This window comes from Sporosarcina sp. FSL K6-5500, assembly GCF_038005665.1.
In the GTDB taxonomy this organism is placed as follows: Bacteria; Bacillota; Bacilli; order Bacillales_A; family Planococcaceae; genus Sporosarcina; species Sporosarcina psychrophila.
The window spans coordinates 4,022,204-4,047,885 of sequence record NZ_JBBOTP010000001.1 but is presented as its reverse complement, the minus strand read 5'-3'; the positions used below and the strand labels follow the sequence as shown (position 1 = coordinate 4,047,885).

Genomic DNA, 25,682 nt, shown 5'->3' with positions numbered 1-25,682 from the left:
TCAAGTCATTTATCAGATAACATCTTCCAAAATATTGTTTTGAAGGAGATACATCTTATGGTAGAGCCCTTTTTTCAGTAATAATTCCTGGTGTGTTCCACGTTCGACGATTTCGCCTTTGTGCAGGACGAGAATTAGTTCTGCGTCTTGAATTGTGCTGAGCCTATGAGCAATTGCGATTGTTGTGCGCCCTTTTCTCATTTTTTCAAGGCTCGATTGAATTGCCACTTCTGTTTCTGTATCGATATTGGCAGTTGCTTCATCCAGAACGAGAATTTTAGGATTCGTCGCGATTGTACGTGCAAATGCAACTAGCTGGCGCTGCCCACTTGAGAATGTGGAGCCACGTTCTGTTACTTTTTGAGCATATTTGTCTGGTAGTTTTTCGATGAATTCATTTGCTTGGACGAACTCAGCTGCTGCTCTTACTTCCCCAGACGTCATTTCCTTATCATGTAAACGAATGTTGCTTTCGATGTCCCCGTAGAATAGAAACGGGTCTTGCAAGACAAGTCCTGTCTTCTTCCGCAATTCTTCTTTCGGGTATTCTTTCAGCGAAACATCATCGATATAAATACCACCACGCTCATATTCATAGAAACGCATTAGCAAGTTGATGATGGAGCTTTTACCGCTACCGGTATGACCGACGAGGGCAACAGTCTCACCTGCATTCGCGGTGAATGAAATATTTTTCAGTACGTCGGCTTGTCCGTCATAGGAAAACGATACATCACGGAATTCGATTTTACCATTTTGAATTTCGGCATGTTTATTATCTTGTTGCTCCGGTTCCATATCAGGATCATCCATTAACTTAAAGACTCGCGATGCTGCAACCATCGCTTGTTGGAAAATAGATAATCGTTGCATTACTTGTTGAACAGGTTGGAATAAACGGCCAATCAAAGTTGTACATACATAGAGTATCCCCACTTCCACAGGACTGGCAAGTGATAAAAATCCGAAGTATCCGAGTACAAAAATGATTGCTCCAGCGTACAGTAAATCGATTGCTGGGCCCAGCAGGACACTGTCAAATTTGATGTTACGCATTCCCGCACGGAAATGTTTTTCATTAATATCATCAAATTCTGCCTCTAACCGATCTTCCTGTCTAAAGGCTTGAATCATCCCCATTCCGGATAATGATTCAGCTATTTTAGCGTTGAGCTGACTTAATCGCTCACGAATATCTTGATAAAAATCAGCACTATAGCGTCTGTAGACGACAATAACGGCTAAAAACAAAGGCAATAATAACAAGGAAATAAACGCCAACTTTGCATTAAGTGAAAATAATGCAATATAAACGCCAATAATTACAAATATAGCTTGTAAAAACGTGACAATGACACTGACGAACATTTCTTTGATTGCTTCCGTATCATTCGTCACACGTGACACGATACTTCCAGCAGGTGTTTTATCAAAATAACGCATGCCGAGCCCTTGTACCTTTGAAAACACGTCGATGCGCATTTGCTGAATGATTTTCAGTGCAATATCTTGGAAACGTATCAACTGAAAATAAGAGACGATAACCATGAATATCTGAATAGCTATATAGACAATTGCGATATTCGTGATGAGACTCCTTTGAAAACTCATGGTAGCTAGATGGTTATCAATGAATTGTTGAATAATTAAGGGTCCTACGATACTGCCCGCGACCGTCAAAACAAGCAGGACAAGCGCAATAATTACGCTCTTTTTATGAGGGATGATATAACGCAACAATCTTATTAAGACAACCCATTGATCTTTCGCTGTTAATTTTGGTTGTTTTTCTGCTGACATTATTCCTCGCCTCCTTGTTCGACAAGCACTTCGAGTTGCTGCAGGTCATACATTTCTTTATATCTTCCATTCATTTCGAGTAGTTCTTCATGCGTTCCAGTTTCGACAATCGTACCTTCATGCAGAATGATGATTTTATGTGCATGTTGGAGGGCACTTAATCGGTGAGAGGTAATAATTGTCGTCTCGCCTGTACGTGTTTGTTTGAGTGATTGTAAAATCGCTTCTTCCGTTTTGGCGTCGACAGCCGATAAGGAATCATCCAAAAGCAGTAATTCGGGTTCCATAATTAATGCACGGGCAATGGAAATTCGCTGTTTCTGACCACCAGATAACGATACACCACGTTCTCCAACAATAGTGCCATATCCTTCCGTAAATCCTAAAATGTCTTCATGGATATGCGCAAGCCGTGCAGCTTCATGAATTTTCTCTGTTCCAATTCTAGGGTTTGTAAAGGCTATATTTTCAGCAAGTGTCGTTGAAAATAGGAAGTGATCTTGTGGTACATAACCGATCGACTCTCTTAAACGTTGCTGCTTATATTGATTGATAGGTTTGTCTCCATAGACGATACTTCCTTTGTATCCTTCAAACTCTCTAAGCAATAGTTTTAAAATCGCTGTTTTACCTGATCCTGTTTTACCCACAACGCCCATTGTTTCTCCTCGTTTTAACGTGAAGTGAACATTGTGCAATGCAGCGCGTTCATCACCTGGGAATTTAAACTCGTCTATATCGAAGTGTAAATCGCCTTCTGGTCTTCTATCGATCGCACCCGTTACGTCTTTAATTTCTGGTGCAACGGACAACAATTCTGTAATCCGGCTGTAAGATGCATTTCCACGCTCTACAATATTAAATAGGAAGCCGAATGCAAGCATTGGCCAGACAAGAAGTCCAAGGTATGTACTGAACGCTACCATGTCTCCAATTGACATGTCGCCTGCAATAATAAACTTCGTTCCAAAATAGAAAGACAAAATGTATGAAATTGCAAATATCCCTGTAATCGTCGGATCAAATAATGCATCTACTTTGGCGACACGCATATTTTTACCAACTACATCTGTAGACAGGCTTGTAAAATCTTCAATATCTTCGTTTTTCTGACCGAATGTTTTGATGACCTTAATGCCAGATATACTTTCCTGCGTTTTGTCATTCAAATTCGAGAATGCTTCTTGGGCAAACCGGAATCGCTTGCGCAATAGTTTTCCATAATAGCTTGTCAGGAAAATCATGAATGGCAGTGGAATAAGTGCAATTAATGTCAATTTCCAATTGATGGTGATGGCCATCGTCAAAATGACAAATCCACCTGTTGAGATGGAATCGACCAGTGTCAAAATCCCCATACCGGCTGTTTGCTGCACAGCATTTATATCGTTTGTTGCATGAGCCATTAAATCTCCTACACGTCTTTTTTGGTAGAAAGATGGCGACATTCTCGTGAAATGATTGAATAACTTTTCACGCATTGTTCTGGATAACAAAACGGCTGAACCAAAAATCATAACACGCCAATAATAGCGCGCAATGTACATGAGGATACCTGCTACAGCTAGGATAATAAGCCATTTTGTGAGCCCTTCAGCTGTTAAAGAACCCTTTGTAATATCATCGACGATAATTCCGATAATTTTCGGAGGCAACAATTGCAATACGGAAACGAAAACAAGCATCGCAATCCCGAAAAGATACTGCTTCTTGCGCTGTTTAAAAAACCAGCCAAGCTGTAATAAAACCTTCACGCTACTCCCCCTACTTTTCATTAAAATTAGACCTTTGATTAGTTTAGCAAAAGTCTGAACAATATAAAAGGTCCGAGATTCAAATAATTCGGATTCAGAAGTAGTTTTAGTTTTCAAAATGGGATAATGTATGCTGCTTCTTCATATAATTGAGGTGAAACGCTAGCGGATCGTAAGGAGGTAATAAATATGAGGAACAAAATACACTTATATTTACTTGTACTAATAGCCATGATAGTCAGTTCAGCTTGTTCGTATACTAGTGAAAAAGCTGTTCTAAACGGTGATATCGTCAATATGCACGGGCCTGTCTATAACTATCCGGCGTTTGAATCGTTCTTGGAAAGTATGGAGATGGAGGAAGCAGCTACAGTCCGTATTGCGAATTACACGCTTGAAGGAGATCCAACATTATATAATCTTTCTTTCCAAGACTCCACGATCCACTTGGAGATAGATCGTTCAAAAAATAAAAATAGAGGCAAGGATCCCGTCAAAACGAATATGACATGTACGGATCTCCTAGAAGAGGAAGGGCAACAATTATTTATCTACACACTTAAAGGATGTGATTCATCCGCTGAAAGCTTTACGATTCTAAGCGTGTCGAAAGAGCATGTGGACGAACACGTGCATTAGGTATGGCTGATGGATACTTTATACAATGACTGATTTTCCAACACTTCTTGTAGTGGCATCCACATCTGGTACTCCCTTCCTTCTGGTATTGATTCTGAAACAAAAGAAAACAGATTAAGAGTTCTTTTACCAAAATGCGAAGAGTACGACGGATATCATTGGTAAAGTAATACACAGTAAAAAAGACCGTTTGATGTGCAACTACCAAACGATCTTTAATAACATAATATCGCTCCAAAGGCGATTAGCAAACTCTACAGAATAATCCGCTCATTTTCTTGGAGACTCAAGGGCGGATTATTTCATTTGTACTAATGCGATTTGAATAGCGAAGCGATCATAAGGACGATTGCTTGAAAGAGTTCACGAACAACACTGTCCTAGAGGATGTGGGTTATGCCTTGTAAAAGGTCCTCTCATGCTGAAGTAACCATTCCTTTCTCCACAAACCACCTGCATAACCTGTTAATTTCCCATTAGAACCGATAATTCGATGACAAGGAATCACGATACTTAGCTTGTTTTTTCCGTTTGCAGTTCCTACTGCCCTGACGGCTTTTTCATTCCCAATTGAAACAGCAATATCTTTGTAGGATACCGTTTCGGCGCAGGATACTTTTGTCAAAGCGCTCCAAACTGATTTTTGAAAGTCTGTTCCTTCAAAGTTATAAGGAAATGTAAATTCGTGACGCTCACCTTTAAAATATTGCTCAATTTGATCATAGCAATCCACTAAAGACGCGGGAGTTTCTGCTTGCATCCTATTTGTCACACTATCCTCTTCAGAAAACATTATTGAATATATAGCCTCATCTGTACCTATTATTTCAATTACTCCAATCGGTGATTCATAATCTAGTTTATGTAGTTTACTCATGTAAGAACCTCCGTAGATAAGGATGCTGATAATGAAGACTTTCGGATTGTATTAAGTCCCTCCTAAAACTTCTTTTGATTTTCTGTGTTAGATATTTAATGGGTACTAGTATTTTCTCAAATTGAAAAGAAATAGAAGTAGTTTTTTTCTTTCGTGAAACCGATTTTTTCATAAAGCTTTTGTGCTGTTATATTTTCTACATTGGTCTCAAGTAATATTCCTTTTGCACCTGTGTCCGCTGCAAATGAAATGGCTTTTTTAATTAACTTTTCGCCAAACCCTTTGCCACGAACACTTTCCATTACATACAAATCGTTTAAGATCCATGTCCGCTTCAGACTAACAGACGAAAAAGAAGGGTATAATTGAACAAAGCCAATAGGATTATTTTCATCAAAGGCTATAAAAATAACAGATTCCTCGTTGCTTAATCTGTCTTTAATAAACTCTTTTGCACCATTAATATTTGATTTTTGTTGATAAAATACTCTGTATAAGTCCAATAGTTCTGCTAATGAATCAAGGTCATTTCCTGTTGCTTTTAGAATGCTCATACGTGAATCCCCCTTATAATTATTATATTTCTGAATTAATCAACTTTACCATAAATTGATTTGTAATTGTCCTCGAACCAGCCTTTCTTTTTGTCCAGCTAATAGTTTGACTTGTTTTCTTTGAACTGTTATCCGAGGTTGAAAATAATCATTAGTTTACATAATAATATTATGTAACTTTAATTTGTTTAGCTTTCTATCCCACTTAACTTGACACTTTGTTCCTTATATAATCCTCATAACCAAAGATATTTATCATTCCATTTTCTCTTCCCTTTCAAATTTCTCCCGCACTGCCTCTTCCACATATTCACTCATTGACAGGTCTTTTTCTTTGGCAATCTCCTGCAATTTATCCAGCAGATTGTTTGGTAAATCAAATGTCGTGCGCCTGTATCCGCTAATAAGCGTCCACTCGCCTTCTTTAAGAACAACATCGCCTAATACGAGAAATCTTTTTATAATACTTTCTGTAAGTATCTCCGGAACAGGTATAGATAGCTCAATTTCTCCGCTTTTTATCGACAAATCAATATGTGTGTCGTGCTCACGGATGCGAATGTTTTCAATCCCCCATATTTGATAGACGAAATCAAGGAAATCAAACGATTCCTGTAAGTCTTTTGGTAGTGAAAAGTCTGTATACCCTTTAACTCTACTATTCGGACGATGAATCGGATACACCGCTTCATACTGATAAATATGGATACCATTCGTAAAAGGAATCCATGTCCGCGATTGTAAATAGAAGCCCCATTCCTGGTTGTCGTTACGCAATACACGCATATCTTGTCCTTGTTGAGTACGGAAAAGCTGGTATAGTACGATGTCAAATTTAGCATCATAAAATTCAACCCGTGTCCCCCGCACAGACGCTGTCCGTTCGATTTCTTGTGTGATCCATACCGCCGTTTCATCTGGAATGGAATAGATTGTGCGTTCATCTCCAACAGGCAATTCATCCACGGGTAAATCAGTTTCTCGAATTAAGGCATAAATGCGCTGCGTTGTCACGCCCAATTGTTTAGCGAGTTCAGAAGGCCGAAGCCCCATCGGTTGATTGCGTTGTCGTTCTGCAGCAAGTGTGTCGACTTCTTCCCGTTTGTACCTCACTTCTCGTATCAGGCGATGTGGGTCTTCTATTTTAATGATTTTCTTTTGTTTCGCATAGTGGTAGATAGTAGCCTTCGATATACCAAGTATATCCGCTACCTCTAGTCTTGTGTACCAATCATTCAATTCAATCTCTCCTGTCTTAAGTGCATAAACTTAATAAATAAAATTAAATGAGCATTACTACTTTATTTGACATAGCCTAAATTATATTTAGTAATTCAATTAATTTCACAATGATAAAGTCAGTGACATAATTCGATTAATAATAAATTCAATTCTTATATACTATAAAATAACTCAACTTTAATAGCAACTTAATATCATATCGAAATACAATAGAATTTAATCAATAAAATATTATACATAAACAAAGGAACTGTTTTTTTATGTTATATTAAAGTTGTGTTAAAATAGATAGGTTGATTGAAAATTAAAGTATCTAATTAAATGTTGAATGTATTTCTATAGGGACTTGTTAGAAATATATAGATTTTGAATAAAAAGTGTTTAATCTTTACTATATTAAAGGTGGATATAATAGTTGTAACTGACTATTTTTGAATTATTTACAGTACATACTAAATTTTTATTTTATTATAAATAGTTTGACTTAAAAGGCGGAATTGGTGTTAAAAATAATGATTGTATTCTAAAGCTACGTAATGAGTATTTTGGCGAATTGAATAAAGGGGTGTTAAGTCTATCGTATTTTCAGTGAGTGTAACTAAACAGTTGCAAATAAGTGTTTTAAAAATGGAGCTACAGGATCTATCAACTTTGCCGGCTCTTCAAAATCGTTTAGATGAAGCAGAGAAAGATGGACAAAAGGCTTTTCATGATTTTACGGATCCAGACATGATGAAATGGTTTCTTTACGAACGCCGCCACTTAAACCAAAAAAATGATCGGACGGAGAGGACAGTTAGAGAGTATGAGCGTGAACTTTTGCACTTCATCGAACAGCTCTTTACATACAGTACAGAAATCGATGTAGATGTCGCCTATATAATAGAAAGTTCTCTGTTTAAATCACTTCAATCACGTCATTTAAGAAGGTATCAAGAGTGGTTAGCAACTGAAAGTCCGTATGTGGTGAGCAAAGGGCCATACTCCCCTGCAACGCTAGAACGGAAAACAACGATACTCAAAGCATTTTTTGCATTTCTGCATCGTGTGGGCTATATTCAGGAACCGATTCACCAGGGATTACGGATTGCGACCGTTCGAAAAGATGATCGACCTAATCGGGATTTAGGACCAGTCGATGTCGTAATGCTACTGAACACATTTAGAGACATGCAGCACCCAATCATGTTTACGATTATTCACGTCTTAACAACAACCGGGATTCGGAATGAAGAATTTTGTACATTACAGTTGAAAGACTTAAAAGTGGATTCTATTCAAGGCGGCTATTATTTGGATGTGTTGGGGAAAGGGAATAAGAGACGGCATGTTCCGTTGAAAGAGAAAGTGGTCCATAGCATTCGTAGTTTTCGCAATGCACGGGGCCTATTGCCAATCGAACGAGCGCATCTGGATGATCCGCTTTTTACAACGAATACAGGACGAGCATATTCCCCCTCGTATTTATCGCAGTATGTGAAAAAGGAGATTACAAGCTTAGAACAGCTGAAGTTATCGGATCAAACGATGAAGATCACCCCACACGTATTCCGCCATGCCTTCGCAATCATCTCAAAGCTAAATGGCGTAGATATTTACGATATTATGAGAAGTCTTGGACATGAGAAGATTGAAACCACAATGATCTATTTGGAGAAGATCTTTGAGAAAGAACGCCACGCAATTCATGCATGGAAGCCAGATATATTTGGGGATTATATCTAATAAAAAAACCCTCGCTCAACAGCACTAAAACCGTAGTTTTAGAGCTGTTGCGCGAGGGTATTCCTCTTGAGTCGCATATGATTTATGAGTCTATTATACCATAATCGCCATTGTCATCAATCATCATTTCAGTTACCGCAACTTTCGACTAAAAGTTCTAATCAAATTTACCCTAAAAAAACAAGCCAGATCATTTGCGTACTGCTACCCATTTGTAAAAATAATGGTATTTAAATTTAAAACCAAAACATAAAACAAGCATAACCCCGTTCTAAATTAAGGACGGGTTATGCTAAGTTACTTCACTGTACAACTATTTTTTTCTGCTCCTGTGACCCCTCGACTATTAAAGTCCAGGCTTTGTTATACAGTATTTTCGGAATTAATTAACTTTCAATTCTACTTTCTCTTCATAATCTCCAGTTTTAGTCTGCCATTTAATTTCTATATAAGTGTGATTTAAGTCAATAATTGCTTCATCTTTAGTTGGTGGATGATTAGTTACGGACGTTCCAAAAGATATAGCGGTTTGGTTTTCTTCAGGATATCGTTCTCCCTTCCGGTTAGCTCCGGTGCTAGTAATTACCGCAAAAGTGACATAGATAAGTTCTTCATCTCCTGTATATTCAATCCCCCCTCTATCAGAGAGTTCTGAATTGGACACTTCGTATACCACATGCGCTTTCCAATATTCACCTTCACCAGCAGCTCGAATGGTTTCTTGTCTAGAACAACCTGTTAATAAAACGAAAACTATTAAAATTAATAAATTTATTCTATTCATGAAATTCTCCTTTCTACTGTATTTATTAATAGATTAATAATTAGTCCCTAATGCTGAACAGAAAATTAATTATCATATAAAATCATTACTTTTCCAAAGGTGAAAATTCATACCTTTTCATAGAAATAAGCTAAAGATTATAATTCTCACACGCGTTAACTCTCTAGATATTCGCAATTATAACATAAAACACATAATATATTGAATTATAATTTAAAAAATAAAATAGCAAAAGAAAAAACCATTTTGAATGCAATATTCAAAATGGTTTTTTCCTGATTAATCGACAGCCGAGTTACCATGTTTTATTATTTGAACGTTGAACACAAATGTAGAAGACCCTCTATTCACATTAACTGAAGTATTAGATGACACGCTGGCTGCTCCAGTAAACATGCTCAACCACGGCCAAGTTGTTGGAGCGTGATATAGGTAAGAATTTGAGGTAGGGGATTTAACTTCATTACAATCATTATAGATGCATGCCTCTAATCCCACTTGTCCGTAGTGCACTTTTCTATTTGATAGAGAAAAAGCTGTATCTAATACTGTCCAACTTCCTTTGGTGCTAAAAACTTTCCATTTGATTTTCCCGTCATTCATTTGCTGCCAACGGATAGACACTTCACCACTTACGGTATATGAACCGTCTGTTTTGGTACCCGATGATCTTTCATCGTATACTACTACAGCATTTGTTACATAATCAGTAACTATTGACCCGTCTGATAATTGAGTTTCTTTGAGTTTCTGTGTAGTTTTAAACACTTCAAAGTCTTCTTCATTTATATCTTTCGAGTCACTTTTACTTAAAGATGGCTCAATTGCATTTTTCAAGCCATCTTTGGTAGTGATTTCAGTTACAGAAGGCACCACTTCAAAATCAAAATCATTTACATCTGTCTCTCCTTTAATAGCCCTTTCTACAATTTTGTCTCTGTCCGTAATTTCCTCTTGTTCAAAAATTACTATTTCTTCAAAATTACCTGTGTTACTAGATGCAAATACAGTGTTAGGCACTAAAGCAATTAATGCTAATAAAAATACAAATACGATTTTTTTCATTTTTCTCACTCCTTTTTATTGTGGATGAATCTCACTTTTGTTTATCAAGCTTATTTCAAATGAAAAAATTAATTAAACTAATTTTCAGCCTCCAGAAATCAACCAAATATCTAAAATAATAAAAATAATTTCCAATTTATTTCCCTCCTTTCTTATATAATAAATCTAAAGTACGGTATAATTACAAAATATAAGAAAAATAATAAATGGAGGGAATTATGTCGAATTATGGCGGGACAATTAAGAAGATTAGAAAAAGTAAAGGATATACTCAAAAAGAGGTTACAGGAAACTTATTCACACAAGCAACCTATTCAAATTTCGAATCTGACAAATCGGATATTCTTTCGACAAATTTCATGCACCTTTTGTTACAACTCCAATTAACCACTGATGAACTTAGTTATATTCATAATGATTATCAATTCAATAAACCCACAGAAATAGTCAAAAGTTTTATCCGTTTACCGTATAATAATAAGACTGAAATTTCTAAAGTTATAAGTTCAATAGATGAATATCATCTTTTTGGAAATAGAAATATTGTCTTAGAGGAATTGAGAAGTATCTGCGAATCTCTATTAATTATAGAGACTACTGGTGATTTTAAGAAGGCAAGAGAAAAAGTGAATAAAGTATGGGAAAGAATCTCATACTATGATCAATGGTATTTATTGGATATACAAATGATGAATGTAATTTTATACTTTTTTGATGATGATGTGGTTATATATATTACAGATAAACTTCTGGAAAGACTTAAAATTTATAAAAACTTTGAAGAAGCAATAAGGCTAAGATCAACTCTTACACTCAATTTATCGTTACTACTCATTAAAAACGGTATGTTTTCGGAAGCACTTAATAGATTGGAAAAACTTATAGAATCACATTTGCAAGAGTTATCCTATAAACCATTAGCAGTTTGTTATAATCGTATGGCAATATGTTATTCGTATACATCAAGGGGAAAAGAAAACACAATCAATCGAAAAATAGAACTTCTCTTAGAAATCTATGAGGATGAGTTGTTTAAACAGATGATTCAACTTGAATATAAAAAATACTCCTGTGACTGAATTTTTTTCATAACTTTGATTCCTTGCTATACAGGTTTTTTAAAAGTATCAATACATACCAATTATAGCAGTACAGACCAATGCCTTGGTCTATACTGCTATATTTTTTATTTAGCAGAGGTGTAGAGTAGGTTGTGTACTCCTTGGGAACTTGAACATAATAAAACAAACCTACTTCACTCCCCTCATTTGAGGTAGGCTTGAGTATCTTGGATCCTTTTAATCGTGTTCTAAGAAGATTGAAACGACAATGAACTATTTGGAGAAGATCTTTGAGAAAGAACGCCATGCGATTCATGCATGGAAACCAAACTTATTTGGGGAATACATCTAAGCATAAAAAAACTCACATAACAGAACTAAAACCGTAGTTTTAGAGCTGTTGCGCGAGGGTACTCCTCTTAAGTCGTCATCACAAAACAAGACATATAAAAAGGGTTACAAGGGCTTCACATCGTGAGAAGCCCTTGTAACCCTTTGTAACCGCTATACTAAAATAGACAGTTTTCGCTCGAATACCTTGATGTAACCGTCAAGTAGAATTGAGCAGTTTTCACAAATTAAGTTTGATCAATTTTCCACAATTAAGTTTGAGCACTTACTTCGGGAAACAAAGTCTTTCTGTACTTCATACGCATACTTTCTTCGTCTTCTCCGAAGGAAATCACCTCACTTCGATGTAGAAGGCGATCCAATATAGCGGTTGTCAGTGAGGTATCTCCTAAAAATTTACCCCATTCATTTGGACCCTTATTCGAAGTTAATATAAATGCGGTTTTATCATACATGTCATATATAAACTGGAAAAACAGGCTTGCTTCCTTTGGATCTACAGTCATATACATAACATCATCAATAATTATTAAATCTGATGTTGTAATACGTTTATAGCGTGTCTTTGATTTACTAACGTAATCACGGCTTTTTAAAATATATATTAGTTCTCCCATTGAAACGAAGGTCACTTGATATCCATGTTCAATAGCCAAAGTGCCTAGTCCTACGGACAAATGTGTTTTGCCTGTCCCAGGTGGGCCCATTAGAATTAGGGTAAACATCTCTTCAATCCAATTTAAATCTTTTAATAATTTAAACTGTCTATCGCCAATCGCATTTTGTTCTTCCAGTCGATAATCTGCCAGTGTTTTTGGATAGGGAAAGTCTGCCCATTGCATTAGTCGATGAATGGTCTTTTTTTCTCTGCACACCATTTCATGGGTAAGGAGTTCATTAATAAACTCGTGATAAGTCCAACTGCCCGATTCTGCATTACGCAAAAGAGCGGGAAGCTCTTTTGCGGTTTCAGCGAGTCTCAGGGTTCTACATTTTTCTTGTAATAGTTCAATAGGAGAGGTCATGACCTTTTACCCCCAGATAATAAATCGGTGTAGTAATCTTCTGATCGTTCTGCTGCCTTATATTCTTGATATTTTGGTGAATTGGTACTTACTTCTTTTACTTGCGTCTGTGATTCTTTATGTAGCGTGAAAGCGACATCTCTGAAGTCATTAGCACTAATCATATGCAAAGTTTTCACAGTTTCCAGCGCTTCATTTATATGCTCTGGATGATTTCGAATGACCATTTGTAATACTTTCAACTGGTCTAATAAGTGTCTTGGATACTTCTTATTCAATTCATCTAAAAACCAACAAATCAATTCTTTATTAGAAAACCTAATCACAATTTCGTCTCTCAATAGCGTTTTCTTTGGACTTGGTTTCTTATGATGAGTTGGATCATAAACTAACTGTCCTTTCGAACTACAGAGTAAATGTCTCGCGATTATTGCTCCAGATGTCTGTAATCGAATATTTAGGTGGTCATCTGCGGTTACTTCTAAATATGCCATGTTTTTAGTTTTCGCATCGTACGTACCTGTAGGTACGGAATAACGATTGGATTCAAAGCGTATGACATTGTCCTTTTGAATTGTTCTTGTTATACTTTCTATTAGGGAATTCTCGAAAGAGAATTTTGAAGAGACTTTTCTTAAGTGCAGTTTTTCGACTGTATGCACTTCAGAAGGTCTTTTTTTTGTATTATGATGCACTTTGTAGTTTCCGGTTCTCTCAAGCCATTGAATGGCTTGTTGATTCCACAAATGGATGTCTTGAAATTCACGATTCTTCATGAAGTTATGCTTCACGAACTTGACGACTTGTTCTATTTTCCCTTTTGATTCGGGATCGCTTTTTCTACATAAATAAATAGAAAATTTTCTTAGTTTACGGTAATTATCAAATTCCTTGGTAAATAATAAGTCACCCGCATTTTCACTTACAGCTAGTAAAGCATCTTGGTCATATACCATTTCTTCAGGCATGCCTCCAAAAAACTCAAAAGCATTTTCATGACAGCGGACTAAATCTCTTGTATGGAAATGTCTATCTAAGAATTCAATGTACTTATACCTAGAATTGGATAATACAAACCCAATAAAATAAAGCCTTCTTCTCATTCCGTCATTACAAGTCACCAAATCTTGACCGAAATCTACTTGTGCTTGAAAACCCATCGGACTATCCGGAACTGCTTCATAAACTCTTTGTTCAGACACTTTCGGTATATGGTATGCAGTACGTAACTCATTCACATAATTCCTAGTAGTATTCTCCACAATATTATCTTCATTCAACCCCTGATTCTCTTTCAACCAGTCGTAGACCTGGGCACTACTCATATCAGGGTATTTCTTCAACCATCCAACAATGACATCCCTGTAGGGATCCAACTTCTTTTTACGTGATTGTAAGGAGACTAAATAATCCTCAAATTCTTCAGATGTACTCTTTAGATATTTAGAAACGGTATTTCTTGAAATGTCCAACTTTCTCGCAATTGCCGACTTAGAAAAGCCCATTTCGGATAACTCGCAGATTTTCATATAAACCATGATTTTCTTCACTCCAGTTTCCTCACTTCCTTTTACACGTTTAGTATAAAGGAAGTGAATTATTTAGAGGGAAACTGCTCAATCTTATTTGTGGAAAACTGCTCACTTTAGTTTATCGTTTACACTTGAACACTTTCGCCAACAATCATGCCATCTAGTAAGCTAGGATTATTAGTTTACTGGAGGTAAGGACTTGGAGGAAAAGTTAGTGTTATACATCGAGATTCAGCAACTATACAAACGGAAAATGAAGATTGCACAGATTGCAAAACATTTGAAAGTAACGCGTGGAACTGTTTATAAGTATTTGAATATGTCATTTGAGGAAGCACAAGAATATTTGGGGAATCCTTTGAAGAAACCTAAGAAATTGGATCCCTACAAGGATTGGGTTGTCGCATGGCTAGAAGAATACCCACATTTAAGTGCAGCACAAATTCAAGATTGGTTAATCGAGCGCTATCCTGATTTGGTAATCGGAGAAAGCACAGTTCGTACCTATGTAAAAGAGATCCGTGAGATTTATCAAATTGAGAAAAAAGCGATTGTTAGGCAATATGAGGCCGTTCCTGAACAGCCGATGGGCAAACAGATACAGGTGGATTGGGGAGAAACAAGACAGAAAACGACGACGAAAAAAGAAGTGAAATTATACTTCATTGCCTTTGTTTTAGCACATTCGCGGTATAAGTACATGGAGTGGCAAGACCGACCTTTCACTACGAAGGATGCCATTCGTTGTCATGAAAATGCCTTTCGCTTTTTTGGTGGTCGTACGGAAGAAATTGTGTATGACCAAGATCACTTACTATCAGTCAGCGAAAACGCTGGGGATATCGTGTTAACAGCAGAATTCCAAGCGTATGTAAAAGATCAAAAGTTCCGTGTTCATTTATGTCGAAAAGCCGATCCTGAATCAAAAGGAATGATTGAAAATGTAGTGAAATACATAAAGGGAAATTTCGCAGACAGCCGTGTTTTTAAAGATATTGAGGACTGGAATGAACGTGCGCTCCAGTGGTTGGAACGCACAGGAAATAAAAATGTGCATAACACAACAAAAAAGAGCCCAGTCGAAGTGTTTCTCGTCGAAAAGCAACACTTAGAACCAGTCTCTTCACTACTTTCAAATGAAAGTACACATGCATGTATTATAACAAGAAATGTAGGCAAGGACAATACGATTCGCTTTGCGTCCAACCGTTACTCAGTTCCATTAGGAACTTATGGAGTATCACCAGAGAATCAGGTTGTTTTAGACATACAAGGTGAGCAACAAGATACGTTGGTTATTCGTAAGCAGTCAAACGGTGAAGTGCTGGCCGAACATCAAATTAGTAGCGAAAAAGGAAAGCTTATTCAAAATCGTAATCATACCCGAGACCGTTCTAAAGGAATTGAAGAGTTAAAGAAAACCGTCATTTCATATTTTGAAGAACAAGAAGACGCATTGATGTATGTGGACGAAATTTGTATGAAATACGTGCGTTATCGTAGAGATCAATTAATAATTCTACAAAAGGTGATTAAAGAAGAACCCGAATGGATTGATTCAGCACTTCAAAAGTGTATGCGTGAAAAATTATATAGTGCGAATGACTTTAGAGACGTAGTGCGTTACTTGAAGCAATCGAATCTAGAGGAATCAGCCCTACTCCATGAGCAACAGAATGTTTCGATGACTCCAACGAATATTCAAGTAGAAACACGCCCCTTAGAAACGTATACACGAATTCTAGGAGGGATTGTCTCATGAATAAAACGGTGAAAGACTTACAGAATCATTTTCGTCAGCTACGGCTTTCAGAAACGGCAGAGGAGCTCCCGCAGCTCCTTCGCGAAGCTGAAAAAGAATCATGGACTTACTTAGAATTTTTGGAAGCTATCACATCATTTGAGCTAGGCAAACGCGAGGAAAAAAGTATAGGACGTCGTATTAAATGGGCGCGCTTCCCCTACATTAAAACGTTACAAGAATTTCAAGTAGAGGAGCAAACAGCTCTTACATCTCGTCAACTGACACAGTTACAAGAGTTCAGCTGGTTAGAGCAGCAATACAACTTAATCTTATTAGGCCCACCTGGTGTTGGCAAAACATTTCTAGCGATAGGGTTAGGCTTAGAGGCTATTCATAAAGGGTTCCAAGTGTACTTTGTGACAATGGGAGAATTAATTCAGCTTCTGAAAACCCAAGAATTTGCGTATAAATCGCAGGTTCAAATGAAACGACTTCAAACATCTGATTTAGTGATTATTGATGATTTAATGTACATGGCAATGGATCAGCGTGAGGCAAATCTATTCTTCCAGCTCATCAATTATCTATACGAACGAAGTTCGATTATTCTAACGTCGAATAAGAGCCCAGAACAATGGACGGAGTTAATGGGGGATCAAGGGATTATGACAGCCATTCTAGATCGGCTGTTACATCGTGTCGAAGTGATTCACATGAATAGTGATAGCTATCGAATGAAAAATAGGCAGCATATATTTTAAGCAAAAGTGTTCATTTCAAACGAGCAGAAACTGTCGTTTTGACCTTGACGGTTACACCCTTCAATTTCTACCACAAAGATTCATCTTTATTACTCAACTTTAAGAATGTATCGTTGACACTTCCCGTTATTTTTTCCACTGGCGAAATAAAAAAAGAGTAACCGCAGCCACCCTTTTTTAAAAAACATTTGTCCAACAATCCTCCAGATTGTTTTAAAATCAAATTACTTATTGTCCTCTCCCTTTTTAGCCCCGTAACCTAAGAGAACATCGATAAATAATGTAAACAAGTAATAATTACCGTCAAAGTTCTTTGTTTTTATACTTGACCAACAATAGCAAATATAAATGTCACAAATACAATTCCGAATAAGATAGAGATTACAGATATGTACTTCAAGAAACCCTTTTCTTTTATATATATAGCTATAAAACCTAGTACGATTCCAAGTAGGTAAATACTAAATCCAATAAAGATACCAGTCCATCCAAGAAAAGTTATATTCAATGGAGGGAACGACATAATCGACATGAAAATACCAATAATAATTAGTAATAATGAATAAATACTAAATTTCCTTTTCATTTGTAATCAACCTCTCTATTTACTTAATCTTCTAGTATCTCTTTTATTGACTTAGAATAACATAATCTATAATTGAACTAGGGATTTCCGTGACATTATTGATTTTTAATTTTTTTAAATCAAAAGAAAAAAAAGTAGAATTATCATCTTTATTTGAAATAAAATACATCATATCTTTACTAAACTTCGGTTTTTCAATAGTATACCCTATTTCCGTACTTTCTAGTAATTTACTAAAATCATTATTATATTTAATTAATAATGACTTCCCAGAGTTAGAATATATAGCATAAACGTTATTTTTCTGTATATATACTCCAAGAATATTTTTTTCTTTTAATTTTTTTATTTCCAACTGCCAGTTTTCAAGGTTCAATGTATATATATAACTATCACCATTATCCATGTCTACCAGGGATATATATAACTGATTGTCATGAACAGACAAATCGGACGAAACCAAAGGTCCATCTATTACTAATTCTTTGACTATGCTATTGTCTATAGTATCGACAACACTTAATGTAAATTGATTTTCAATAGGTTCTGTAAAATCTCTACTGTAAATAAATAATGATTTTTTATCAGAAGTTATTGAAAAAGGAATTCCTTTTAGTCTGAATGGCTCTGAACCTTTTCGCCCTTCCATCTTATAAGTATAATAATTCATATCATTTTCTTTATCATAATTATAGACAAACATTTTTTCATTATTAAACGGAATCATAAATAAGGGGTGAGGGAGTTTAGAGTCAGTTATATCTATTTCATCTTTACTAACTGTAATATACTCAGATTTATAAGGGCTTATTGATAACAATTTTTCTTCATCATTGATCAATGACGTTAACCCATTACTTTTAATCACTTTTGTTTCTATTTCCTTGAGATTAGAATCTAAGAACAACAACTTACTGTCTTCATCTGTTAAATTACTTTCCAATAGTACAAAGTCTTCTTTTTGTTTCTGATTACACCCCAGCATAAATAGCAGAGAAAGGATTACAGTAATTAAGATAGATTTTTTCATTTCACATTCCCCTATTAAAAAAAGAAAGCAAATTCTGCTTTCTTTTTCACTTATTTAAATTGCTTTCACTTTACTGCCTTTAGTTAAGTCGATAGGCCAGACTGCAGTTCCTCCATTATAATCTAGTTCGACTCCTAGGTCATACCAAGCTCTCCATACTAATTGTGAGCAATAGAAAGCATCTGTTCTAGTTTTTTCATAGAATGAATAGTTATAAGGATCATAAAGTTCGTATTTAGCATTGTTAACTGCACTTTGCTTTTGACTTGCAGTTGCGCCAATTACTGTATAAGCCCGAGCATCTTTATATCGCTCTTTAAAGTTATTCGTCCAATATCTCACCCCATCAGTATCCTGCCTTAATCCCATAGCTTCTATTGTTGAATAACGATCAACAACAATTGCTGCGTGGCCTCCTACAGGTAGGGATGTAGAACTAAATCCACTTGGAGTATAAAGAATATCGCCTGTATTCCCCATAGAGCCATCTGGTATAGGTACAGCAAAAGTTTCTACATCGGAGTTAGTTAGTTTTTGATTTTCTAACTGCATATTTTTAATGTATTCAGCGGTATCTTTTTGTCCTTCCAAAACTTCATCATAGTAACCCTCAGGTATTGTGCTCTTAAATTCAATATTTTGGTCATTGACTTCTTCTGCTTTGACATTATTTTGTTGATTCGTTGCTAAAAAAGATACTGCTAATGCTAGAGATAACATGATTTTCTTTTTATACATATTTTCCATTCCCCTTTTTGGCATATTCAGTACTCACTAAATCAAGCGAGTAAATTTTATTTTCATTATTAGTCTGCAAGATAACCAAAAGCCGAAGTATTAGTGATATCCGGGTTTCCTCTATATACTTTAATTACATAAGTTGCTGGTACCATGTCTTTTATGGTAGTATTTAAAGTTTTTCCTGGTAGAACTACATATTCTTTAAGTAATTTATCAGGACCACCAGCATAAACGTAATAAATACCTACTGTAACAGCTCCATTTTCTGCTTGCATGTACACATTTGTGAATATCGGTGTTAAAATCCTCAATAATAACGGTTTAAAATTCCCCAGTTTTCACAGATAATCTATTTCAGATAGAGATAGATTGGAAGTGTAGGAATGACCTTATTGTTGGAGGATTTTTTTATGATAAGAGAATTGAAACAGAAAGGTTGGACGATTAGTGCAATCGCAAGGGAAACAGGATTTGATCGAAAAACTATCCGGAAATATTTAGAGGCCGCAACAACCCCTCAATCAAAAAAAAGAATAAAAAGAGGAAGTAAGCTGGATTCATACAAACCATATTTACTGGAACGAATAAAGGAAGGTACCACGAATTGTGCAGTCTTAATGGAAGAAATTCGAGCGAAAGGCTACGAAGGAAAAAGTACTATTCTTCGAGAATTTGTCCAGCCCTACCGGGAGGCACCTAAGAAACAAGCAACCGTTAGGTTTGAAACGATTCCTGGACGGCAGGCGCAAGTAGATTGGGCAGAGAATGTCGGAGAGTTTTATGTAGATGGTCTGAAACGTCCATTGTACGCCTTTATTATTATCCTGAGTTATTCCCGTAAACGTTACATTGAGTTTACAACGGATATGACGCAGGAGACGCTGATGAAATGTCATATGAATGCCTTTAGCTATTTCAATGGCATTCCCCAGCAGCTTCTTTACGACAATATGCGAACGGTTGTCACGAAACATAGTGTCAGCCAGATTCGGTTTAACAAAAAGTTCGAGGATTTTCTATCCTATTATGGTGTAGTTCCGAAAGCATGTAAGCCCTATCGGGCACAAACGAAAGGAAAAGTAGAGAGGGCTGTAGCTTATTTAAAATCAAATTTCCTTAAGCGTCGCCTTCCTGAAAATCTAGAAGATTTGAATTCAGAAGTACGTAAATGGTTGGATGAGGTGGTTCACAAAAAGCGCAATCAAACTACGCAACAACGTCCATGTGATCGGTTTGAGGAAGAGCGTGCTCTCTTAATTACATGGAATACAAAACCGCTGTATCAAGTAAGACAATGGGAACTCCGGGAAGTGAGTAAGGATTGTTTTATTTCCTATCAGCAGAATAAGTATTCCGTACCGTATCGGTACGCCGGACAGCAAGTTAAATTACATGAAACTAATGAAGGAATGCTTGAACTATACGATGAGTATGAGCGCATAGCCGTGCATCCGCTACTAGACGGAAGACATCAAATGACGATGAAATCTGAGCATTATCAGGGATTACCTGGAACAAAAAAAGAGCAGGAAACGAATCTAGATGGTTTGGCGACCCCAGATTCTCCTACTCCAATACCGACTGTTGAAAGTCGATCGTTAGCTATATACGCTGCGCTCGAGGAAGGAGAATAACTCATGCATTCATTACTCGAAGAGCGCTTACAAACGCTCGGATGGCAACAGACAGCACAACAACTAGATGAACTGGTTGAAAGTGCTTCTGCCAATACTTTATCATATTTTGACTTTCTTGACACCCTGGTGAAACAGGAATGGGAAAATCGAGAATCAGAGGCATTGGCAAAACGAATACGAAAGGCGAAGTTTCCTTATACGAAAACGATTCATGAATTCGATTTTAGCTTTCAGCCTAGTATTAGTGAGCAACGTGTCAAAGAAACCTGTACCTGTCGCTTTATCGCAAATGGAGAGAATCGAATCATCCTTGGCCCACCTGGGGTGGGAAAGACACATCTAGCCATCGGATTTGGATTAGAAGCGTTAGCCAAAGGCTACCAAGTCTTATTTATGACGGCAGATGAATTAGGCGAGCAATGTCAAAAAGCTTCTCAAAAAGGTACTCTCTCTTATTTAATGAAACGTTTATGTAAACCGGATCTTATTATTTTGGATGAGATTGGATACTTTGACTTCGATGAAGTCACAGCCAATGTGTTTTTTCAAATCGTTTCCAAGCGATATGAGAAAGGGGCTATGATCATTACTTCAAACAAATCTTACTTAGAATGGGGAAAAATATTTGGAGACGATGTGTTAGCAACAGCGATTTTAGATCGTCTCTTGCATCACTCTGTAACTTTTAGTATTAAAGGCGATTCATATCGCATGGAGGAGAAAAAGAAGGCTGGGGTGTTCCCTCTGCCTTCAGTATCAGAATCAATGAAGTGAGGAATTTTAGTCCGGCGTTTTTGGGGAATTTTAACCCGGTATTGACAACATTTCCTGTTCCGTCAATAATCTTTATACTATCCGATACAGCAACAAATTGATTTGTTTTTAACGTGACGCCAACCGCAGCAGAACCAGGATTAATAACAGCACTAGGTGTTAATGTTTCTTCACTGCTAATAGGTGTTAATATTTCTCCATCGCTATTAGCATATGCACTTTGGGATACCAAATTAAGAGATACAATAAGTATTACGAATAAAGAAATTATTTTTTTACGCATGAAATTTGCACCCTGCTTTCTAAATTTAATTTATTTTGGTTTACCGGTCAATTCTTTTAACCACCTCCAATAATCCATATATCTAACAAAACTAGTATAAATTCCATTGTGCACCCCCTGAATCTATAGTAAAGTAAGAATATTAAATAGCTACATAATATTCAAAAAAGAATATTGTTGAGGTGAAATAGTTTGCTGAATGGAAATACAATAAAAAAAATAAGGATAAATAAAGGGTATACACAAAAGTATGTTGCTAAAGACATCCTCTCCCAGTCATCATATTCTAAGTTTGAAGCTGAACTATCAGATGTTCATTCTATTGCCTATATAAATTTTCTGGATAGATTAGATATGACTTTGGAAGAAGTAAGATTTATTAATAATGATTTCAAACATGGACAGGTTCAGCAAATAATCAATAACTTCTTTTCATTACCCTATAATGATGTAACTGCATTGGAAAAGATAAAAATAGAAATTAATAATGCTTTAAAAAAACACCAAAACATTTTATTACTGGATATTAAACTTATATGTGAAGCACTAATATCCCTTAATATTAAGAATGATATTAATATCGTTCGTATAATTGTTGAACCAGTTTGGAATAGGCTTTCAAAACTTAATCAATGGTATTTAAGTGATATTCTTCTAATTAATACAATTTTATATTTCTTTCCAAATGATACTGCAATTGCAATTTCTTCTCGTATTATTGAAAGACTTGAACTTTATGATGGATTTCAGAATTCACAAAAATTAATAATTTCATTTAAAATTAATCTCACATTATTACTTATTAAAGAGGGAGACTTTTTAAAAGCGTTAGAAATGTTAACTATAATTATTCAAAAGCATAAAAAATCGATGTCATACCAATCACTTGCGGTTTGTTTTGCTAGAATTTCCATTTGCAATAATAAGTTAGGAAGAACCAACGCAACCACTTGTATCCAGCAAGCCCGACTGCTTCTAAAAATTTACGATGACTTGGATTTTTTGGTTAATGTCGAAAAAGAATATGCTTACTATAAATGATTAGATTGGTATAAAAATCCGAATGATAGATAAACTGGTAAGATGGTTTTTCAAGTTGCATCTTCAGCTTCTGGTACTTCTAGGAATATAACAGTTAATGCATTGCGTTAATCGCACTTTCAAAGTGAATCGGATATGATAAAAAAACCTTGAAACCTATACATACCAAGGACTCAGGGCTTTTTTGGGCATACATTAAATTCATGTTAATTACGACATCATGCGATCCCTTGGACACGAGAAGATTGAAACGACAATGATTTACTTGGAAAAGGTCTTCGAGAAGGAACGTCATGCAATTCATTCGTGGAAATCGGAAGGTTTTGGGGAGTATATTTAGGGGCGAAAAAAGGTAGCACCTCCGTCTTTAGAATGACGGAGGTGCTACCTTTTTACTTGAATTGAATGAGTAGGTATTAATTATGATGTTCCAATAATTCTTAATACTTCATCCAGTTCAATCACGGTCAATTCTGCAATTTTTGCTGCTAGCGTTTTTTCGTATGCATGTTGAGGAAGGATCCTCTTTTCGGGGAGTGTGCCGACCACCCTTGAGCTACCTATTCAATTACACCATATATACGTTCTTTAGACGTCTTCCAACTTAAATACTCGTTAAAAAGACCTTCCCTCTATTACTTTTCGAGGATTCCGCGATACGAATGGCTTCCTGTACATCCAGTAGATCAAATTGAAATTCCGGTTTCATCAGTCTTAACCTTTTGTTCTGTATCAATTCGATTATGTGGTTAAATGTTTCATGCCATGTCTGTACTGAAACCCGTTGATTCCAATGTCGTAGATGGAATAATATAATATGTACCTTTGACTTATTCGAAATGGCTGCCCAGTCTATAGGTTCTCCTGACAAAAGACCAATCGTAACTGATACCCCATTGGATTTAACACAAAATGCTAACTCCGTACCTTCAATTCCGCCAATCGAATCGATGGCAGCCGTTGCACCATAGCCATTTGTAAGCTCCATAACTATGAGATGTAATGAAGTTTCTGAAGTGTTTATGACATGGTCAGCTCCCAGTTGAAGTAACTCCTCTGTATAGGCATTATTTCTTGTGACAGCAATCAGTCGAAAACCTATAATTTTGGATAACTGAGCATATATGCGCCCAATCGCAGAACCGCAAGCATTGACGAGTAAAGTATCCCCCTGTTTTAACTTTAGTTCCTCTGTACATATGATCCATGCGGTTAAGGGATTGATATATAATTGCGCAGCTGTAAAATCGTCTATTGTATTTGGTAAAGGTACGGCCAAATCTGCTGCTGTTCTAACATATTCCTGCCATGTCCCTTCCCCTCGCAATGGCAGAACACGCCTGCCTATAAATTGTTGGGAAACCCCAGGTCCTACCTCTTCTACAATACCAACACCTTCGTAACCAGGAATGCCTGGCAAAGAAATACGATGTGAATACGCACCCTTAATAGGAATTAAATCAGAAGGATTGATAGGGCGTATCTTCATTCTCACAAGGAACTCGCCTTTCAAAGGAGGTTGAATGTTTTTGTCCTCGAATTTTAAAACCTCTTCTGGATTTCCAAATTCGTGAAATGTTATGCATTTAGCCAACAAATGAATCAACCATCTTTAACTTAACTTGATATAACCGCATCGCCTTCAAGTCCCCTTCATACTCAAAGGTCCCCTGCTCGATTAAACAACGAAGTCGGTACTCAATCCATTCAATCCCCCTGTATTGCTCCATATGGCCACATACTTCACCAATAATACGCGCGGCTTTGAGAAAATCGGACGTTTCCTCTTCCGCATGCATCCTTTCGGCACAAGTAATGATGAAGTCATCATCACAATCTATATTCGTATTATGCCAGAGCTCATTGTCCCCCCATGTACGAATAAGATATGGTTCATTGGACAGCATACTATGGCCTTCTTCAAGCAACATGTTCCAGCCTTCCTTGCATAAGGCTTCTCGCTTTTCCGGCGGTACAGGCCGCATGTCGAATTGCTCGTAAAATAATAATAAATCCTGCCCATTTGACGTTTGCGGATAGTTCTCTTCTGCTAGCGCAGGATATGTATAGAGCTCATGGAAAGCAGTAAAGGTATTGAGGATAGAAACGGTATTCCATTTGTCTTTCAGCAATGCAAGGACAATACGTAATCCAGATTGTTCATGGGCGTTATTGCCTGTCCAGATCACAATATCTTGATAGGATGGAATTGCTTTGATTCTATCAATGGCTTCTGTCATCCCATGCATATATGCATCCCGCTCATTGATTGCATCTTGGTATCGATCTTTCAACCACTGAAAGCGCGCTTGAATCCCTTCTTTTGTATGCAAGCCTTTCACAGGACCAACCGATAAAATATCAGGTAATACAAGGACCTCTTCAGTTTCTTCATAAGCAGTGCCATGAAATGCAACTTGTAAGCTACCAGCTGTCGAATCACCAAAAACAATATGTACTGTTTGTGGATGACCAGCTGGTTGTACAATCATTAGCGATTGTTTTATTTCGCGTAATTTTTTGACAAATTGTCCCGGCTCATTCGTTTCAGCTTGTAAAAACAGTTGAAAAAGCAACGACTTGGCGTCTATATCGCTTAATTTGGTTATCGCCTGTTTGAGCTGGTTGGTATTGTCCAATAATGTCCACTCCTTTATCATTTATGATCTCAACTAA

Annotated in this window: 25 protein-coding genes; 8 read left to right on the top strand and 17 right to left on the bottom strand. The window is 36.5% G+C overall.

The window, feature by feature from the left end; genetic code table 11:
* Positions 1-12 precede the first annotated feature (12 nt).
* Together MKX62_RS19285 and MKX62_RS19280 are read right to left on the bottom strand one after the other, a co-directional pair.
* Positions 13-1,800 carry an ABC transporter ATP-binding protein gene (locus tag MKX62_RS19285; RefSeq protein WP_340742123.1) on the bottom strand — a complete coding sequence of 596 codons (1,788 nt, stop codon included), beginning with the start codon at positions 1,798-1,800 and terminating at the stop codon, positions 13-15.
* Positions 1,800-3,554 carry an ABC transporter transmembrane domain-containing protein gene (locus tag MKX62_RS19280; RefSeq protein WP_338656705.1) on the bottom strand — a complete coding sequence of 585 codons (1,755 nt, stop codon included), beginning with the start codon at positions 3,552-3,554 and terminating at the stop codon, positions 1,800-1,802. The genes MKX62_RS19285 and MKX62_RS19280 overlap by 1 nt, the downstream gene beginning before the upstream one ends.
* 189 nt (positions 3,555-3,743) lie before the next feature.
* On the opposite strand from MKX62_RS19280, the gene MKX62_RS19275 reads away from it, so the two are divergent.
* A complete protein-coding gene (locus MKX62_RS19275) occupies positions 3,744-4,193 on the top strand; it encodes a DUF4362 domain-containing protein (protein ID WP_187044830.1) in 450 nt (149 codons plus the stop codon).
* Between the two features lie 394 nt (positions 4,194-4,587).
* On the opposite strand, the gene MKX62_RS19270 is transcribed toward MKX62_RS19275, so the two are convergent.
* From MKX62_RS19270 to MKX62_RS19260, 3 genes are all read right to left on the bottom strand, one after another.
* Complete coding sequence (locus MKX62_RS19270; RefSeq protein WP_067209264.1) at positions 4,588-5,070, bottom strand: methylated-DNA--[protein]-cysteine S-methyltransferase; 483 nt, start codon at positions 5,068-5,070, stop codon at positions 4,588-4,590.
* Between the two features lie 116 nt (positions 5,071-5,186).
* Positions 5,187-5,624 carry a GNAT family N-acetyltransferase gene (locus MKX62_RS19265; protein WP_067209263.1) on the bottom strand — a complete coding sequence of 146 codons (438 nt, stop codon included), beginning with the start codon at positions 5,622-5,624 and terminating at the stop codon, positions 5,187-5,189.
* A gap of 255 nt (positions 5,625-5,879) precedes the next feature.
* A complete protein-coding gene (locus tag MKX62_RS19260) occupies positions 5,880-6,863 on the bottom strand; it encodes a helix-turn-helix domain-containing protein (protein ID WP_340742122.1) in 984 nt (327 codons plus the stop codon).
* A 630-nt stretch (positions 6,864-7,493) separates the two neighbouring features.
* Between MKX62_RS19260 and MKX62_RS19255 the strand changes: the two genes are divergently transcribed.
* Positions 7,494-8,591: a tyrosine-type recombinase/integrase gene (locus MKX62_RS19255; RefSeq protein ID WP_340742121.1), complete on the top strand. Its 1,098-nt coding sequence runs from the start codon at positions 7,494-7,496 to the stop codon at positions 8,589-8,591.
* 382 nt (positions 8,592-8,973) lie between these two features.
* Here MKX62_RS19255 and MKX62_RS19250 read toward each other — a convergent pair whose 3' ends face one another.
* Together MKX62_RS19250 and MKX62_RS19245 are read right to left on the bottom strand one after the other, a co-directional pair.
* Positions 8,974-9,375, bottom strand: a complete 402-nt coding sequence (locus MKX62_RS19250; protein ID WP_067209255.1) for a hypothetical protein — start codon at positions 9,373-9,375, stop codon at positions 8,974-8,976.
* A gap of 279 nt (positions 9,376-9,654) precedes the next feature.
* Entirely contained in the window at positions 9,655-10,440 is a 786-nt protein-coding gene (locus MKX62_RS19245) for a hypothetical protein (RefSeq protein ID WP_340742120.1), read from the bottom strand.
* Between the two features lie 218 nt (positions 10,441-10,658).
* Here MKX62_RS19245 and MKX62_RS19240 point away from each other — a divergent pair, with 218 nt between their 5' ends.
* Positions 10,659-11,519: a helix-turn-helix transcriptional regulator gene (locus tag MKX62_RS19240; RefSeq protein WP_340742119.1), complete on the top strand. Its 861-nt coding sequence runs from the start codon at positions 10,659-10,661 to the stop codon at positions 11,517-11,519.
* A 584-nt stretch (positions 11,520-12,103) separates the two neighbouring features.
* On the opposite strand, the gene istB (MKX62_RS19235) is transcribed toward MKX62_RS19240, so the two are convergent.
* Positions 12,104-12,877 (bottom strand): IS21-like element helper ATPase IstB, encoded by a 774-nt coding sequence (gene istB / locus MKX62_RS19235; RefSeq protein WP_338656273.1) that lies wholly within the window; start codon positions 12,875-12,877, stop codon positions 12,104-12,106.
* A complete protein-coding gene (gene istA / locus MKX62_RS19230) occupies positions 12,874-14,427 on the bottom strand; it encodes an IS21 family transposase (protein WP_338655197.1) in 1,554 nt (517 codons plus the stop codon). Before istA (MKX62_RS19230) ends, istB (MKX62_RS19235) begins: the two co-directional genes overlap by 4 nt.
* A 196-nt stretch (positions 14,428-14,623) precedes the next feature.
* Between istA (MKX62_RS19230) and istA (MKX62_RS19225) the strand changes: the two genes are divergently transcribed.
* Both istA (MKX62_RS19225) and istB (MKX62_RS19220) read left to right on the top strand, forming a co-directional pair.
* Positions 14,624-16,171, top strand: a complete 1,548-nt coding sequence (gene istA, locus MKX62_RS19225) for an IS21 family transposase (protein ID WP_340742587.1) — start codon at positions 14,624-14,626, stop codon at positions 16,169-16,171.
* Positions 16,168-16,914 carry an IS21-like element helper ATPase IstB gene (gene istB, locus MKX62_RS19220; RefSeq protein ID WP_340742118.1) on the top strand — a complete coding sequence of 249 codons (747 nt, stop codon included), beginning with the start codon at positions 16,168-16,170 and terminating at the stop codon, positions 16,912-16,914. Before istA (MKX62_RS19225) ends, istB (MKX62_RS19220) begins: the two co-directional genes overlap by 4 nt.
* Before the next feature lie 319 nt (positions 16,915-17,233).
* Here the strand turns inward: istB (MKX62_RS19220) and MKX62_RS19215 are convergent, their stop codons facing one another.
* The 4 genes from MKX62_RS19215 to MKX62_RS19200 form a co-directional block, all read right to left on the bottom strand.
* Positions 17,234-17,500 (bottom strand): hypothetical protein, encoded by a 267-nt coding sequence (locus tag MKX62_RS19215; protein ID WP_067209249.1) that lies wholly within the window; start codon positions 17,498-17,500, stop codon positions 17,234-17,236.
* Between the two features lie 43 nt (positions 17,501-17,543).
* Complete coding sequence (locus MKX62_RS19210; protein WP_340742117.1) at positions 17,544-18,530, bottom strand: hypothetical protein; 987 nt, start codon at positions 18,528-18,530, stop codon at positions 17,544-17,546.
* Positions 18,531-18,584: 54 nt separating this feature from the next.
* A complete protein-coding gene (locus tag MKX62_RS19205) occupies positions 18,585-19,268 on the bottom strand; it encodes a YiiX/YebB-like N1pC/P60 family cysteine hydrolase (RefSeq protein ID WP_067209245.1) in 684 nt (227 codons plus the stop codon).
* A 68-nt stretch (positions 19,269-19,336) separates the two neighbouring features.
* The gene (locus MKX62_RS19200; protein WP_340742116.1) at positions 19,337-19,546 is read right to left on the bottom strand and encodes a hypothetical protein; all 210 of its coding nucleotides are present in this window, start codon (positions 19,544-19,546) and stop codon (positions 19,337-19,339) included.
* A gap of 108 nt (positions 19,547-19,654) precedes the next feature.
* On the opposite strand from MKX62_RS19200, the gene istA (MKX62_RS19195) reads away from it, so the two are divergent.
* Together istA (MKX62_RS19195) and istB (MKX62_RS19190) are read left to right on the top strand one after the other, a co-directional pair.
* Complete coding sequence (istA, locus tag MKX62_RS19195; protein WP_422397631.1) at positions 19,655-20,905, top strand: IS21 family transposase; 1,251 nt, start codon at positions 19,655-19,657, stop codon at positions 20,903-20,905.
* A 3-nt stretch (positions 20,906-20,908) separates the two neighbouring features.
* Entirely contained in the window at positions 20,909-21,682 is a 774-nt protein-coding gene (gene istB / locus MKX62_RS19190; RefSeq protein WP_340741390.1) for an IS21-like element helper ATPase IstB, read from the top strand.
* Here istB (MKX62_RS19190) and MKX62_RS19185 read toward each other — a convergent pair.
* Positions 21,600-21,965 (bottom strand): hypothetical protein, encoded by a 366-nt coding sequence (locus tag MKX62_RS19185; protein WP_340742115.1) that lies wholly within the window; start codon positions 21,963-21,965, stop codon positions 21,600-21,602. The two genes, istB (MKX62_RS19190) and MKX62_RS19185, sit on opposite strands and share 83 nt — an antisense overlap.
* Before the next feature lie 192 nt (positions 21,966-22,157).
* On the opposite strand from MKX62_RS19185, the gene MKX62_RS19180 reads away from it, so the two are divergent.
* The gene (locus MKX62_RS19180) at positions 22,158-23,006 is read left to right on the top strand and encodes an Rgg/GadR/MutR family transcriptional regulator (RefSeq protein WP_338652350.1); all 849 of its coding nucleotides are present in this window, start codon (positions 22,158-22,160) and stop codon (positions 23,004-23,006) included.
* Between the two features lie 420 nt (positions 23,007-23,426).
* Here MKX62_RS19180 and MKX62_RS19175 read toward each other — a convergent pair whose 3' ends face one another.
* Genes MKX62_RS19175 through MKX62_RS19165 form a run of 3 tightly spaced genes read right to left on the bottom strand, consistent with a single transcriptional unit; the run spans position 23,427 to position 25,645 of the window.
* Positions 23,427-23,555 carry a hypothetical protein gene (locus MKX62_RS19175; RefSeq protein ID WP_340742114.1) on the bottom strand — a complete coding sequence of 43 codons (129 nt, stop codon included), beginning with the start codon at positions 23,553-23,555 and terminating at the stop codon, positions 23,427-23,429.
* Between the two features lie 55 nt (positions 23,556-23,610).
* A complete protein-coding gene (locus MKX62_RS19170) occupies positions 23,611-24,603 on the bottom strand; it encodes a zinc-dependent alcohol dehydrogenase family protein (protein ID WP_340742113.1) in 993 nt (330 codons plus the stop codon).
* Positions 24,593-25,645 carry a DUF1835 domain-containing protein gene (locus MKX62_RS19165; protein ID WP_340742112.1) on the bottom strand — a complete coding sequence of 351 codons (1,053 nt, stop codon included), beginning with the start codon at positions 25,643-25,645 and terminating at the stop codon, positions 24,593-24,595. Before MKX62_RS19165 ends, MKX62_RS19170 begins: the two co-directional genes overlap by 11 nt.
* Positions 25,646-25,682: the final 37 nt, after the last annotated feature.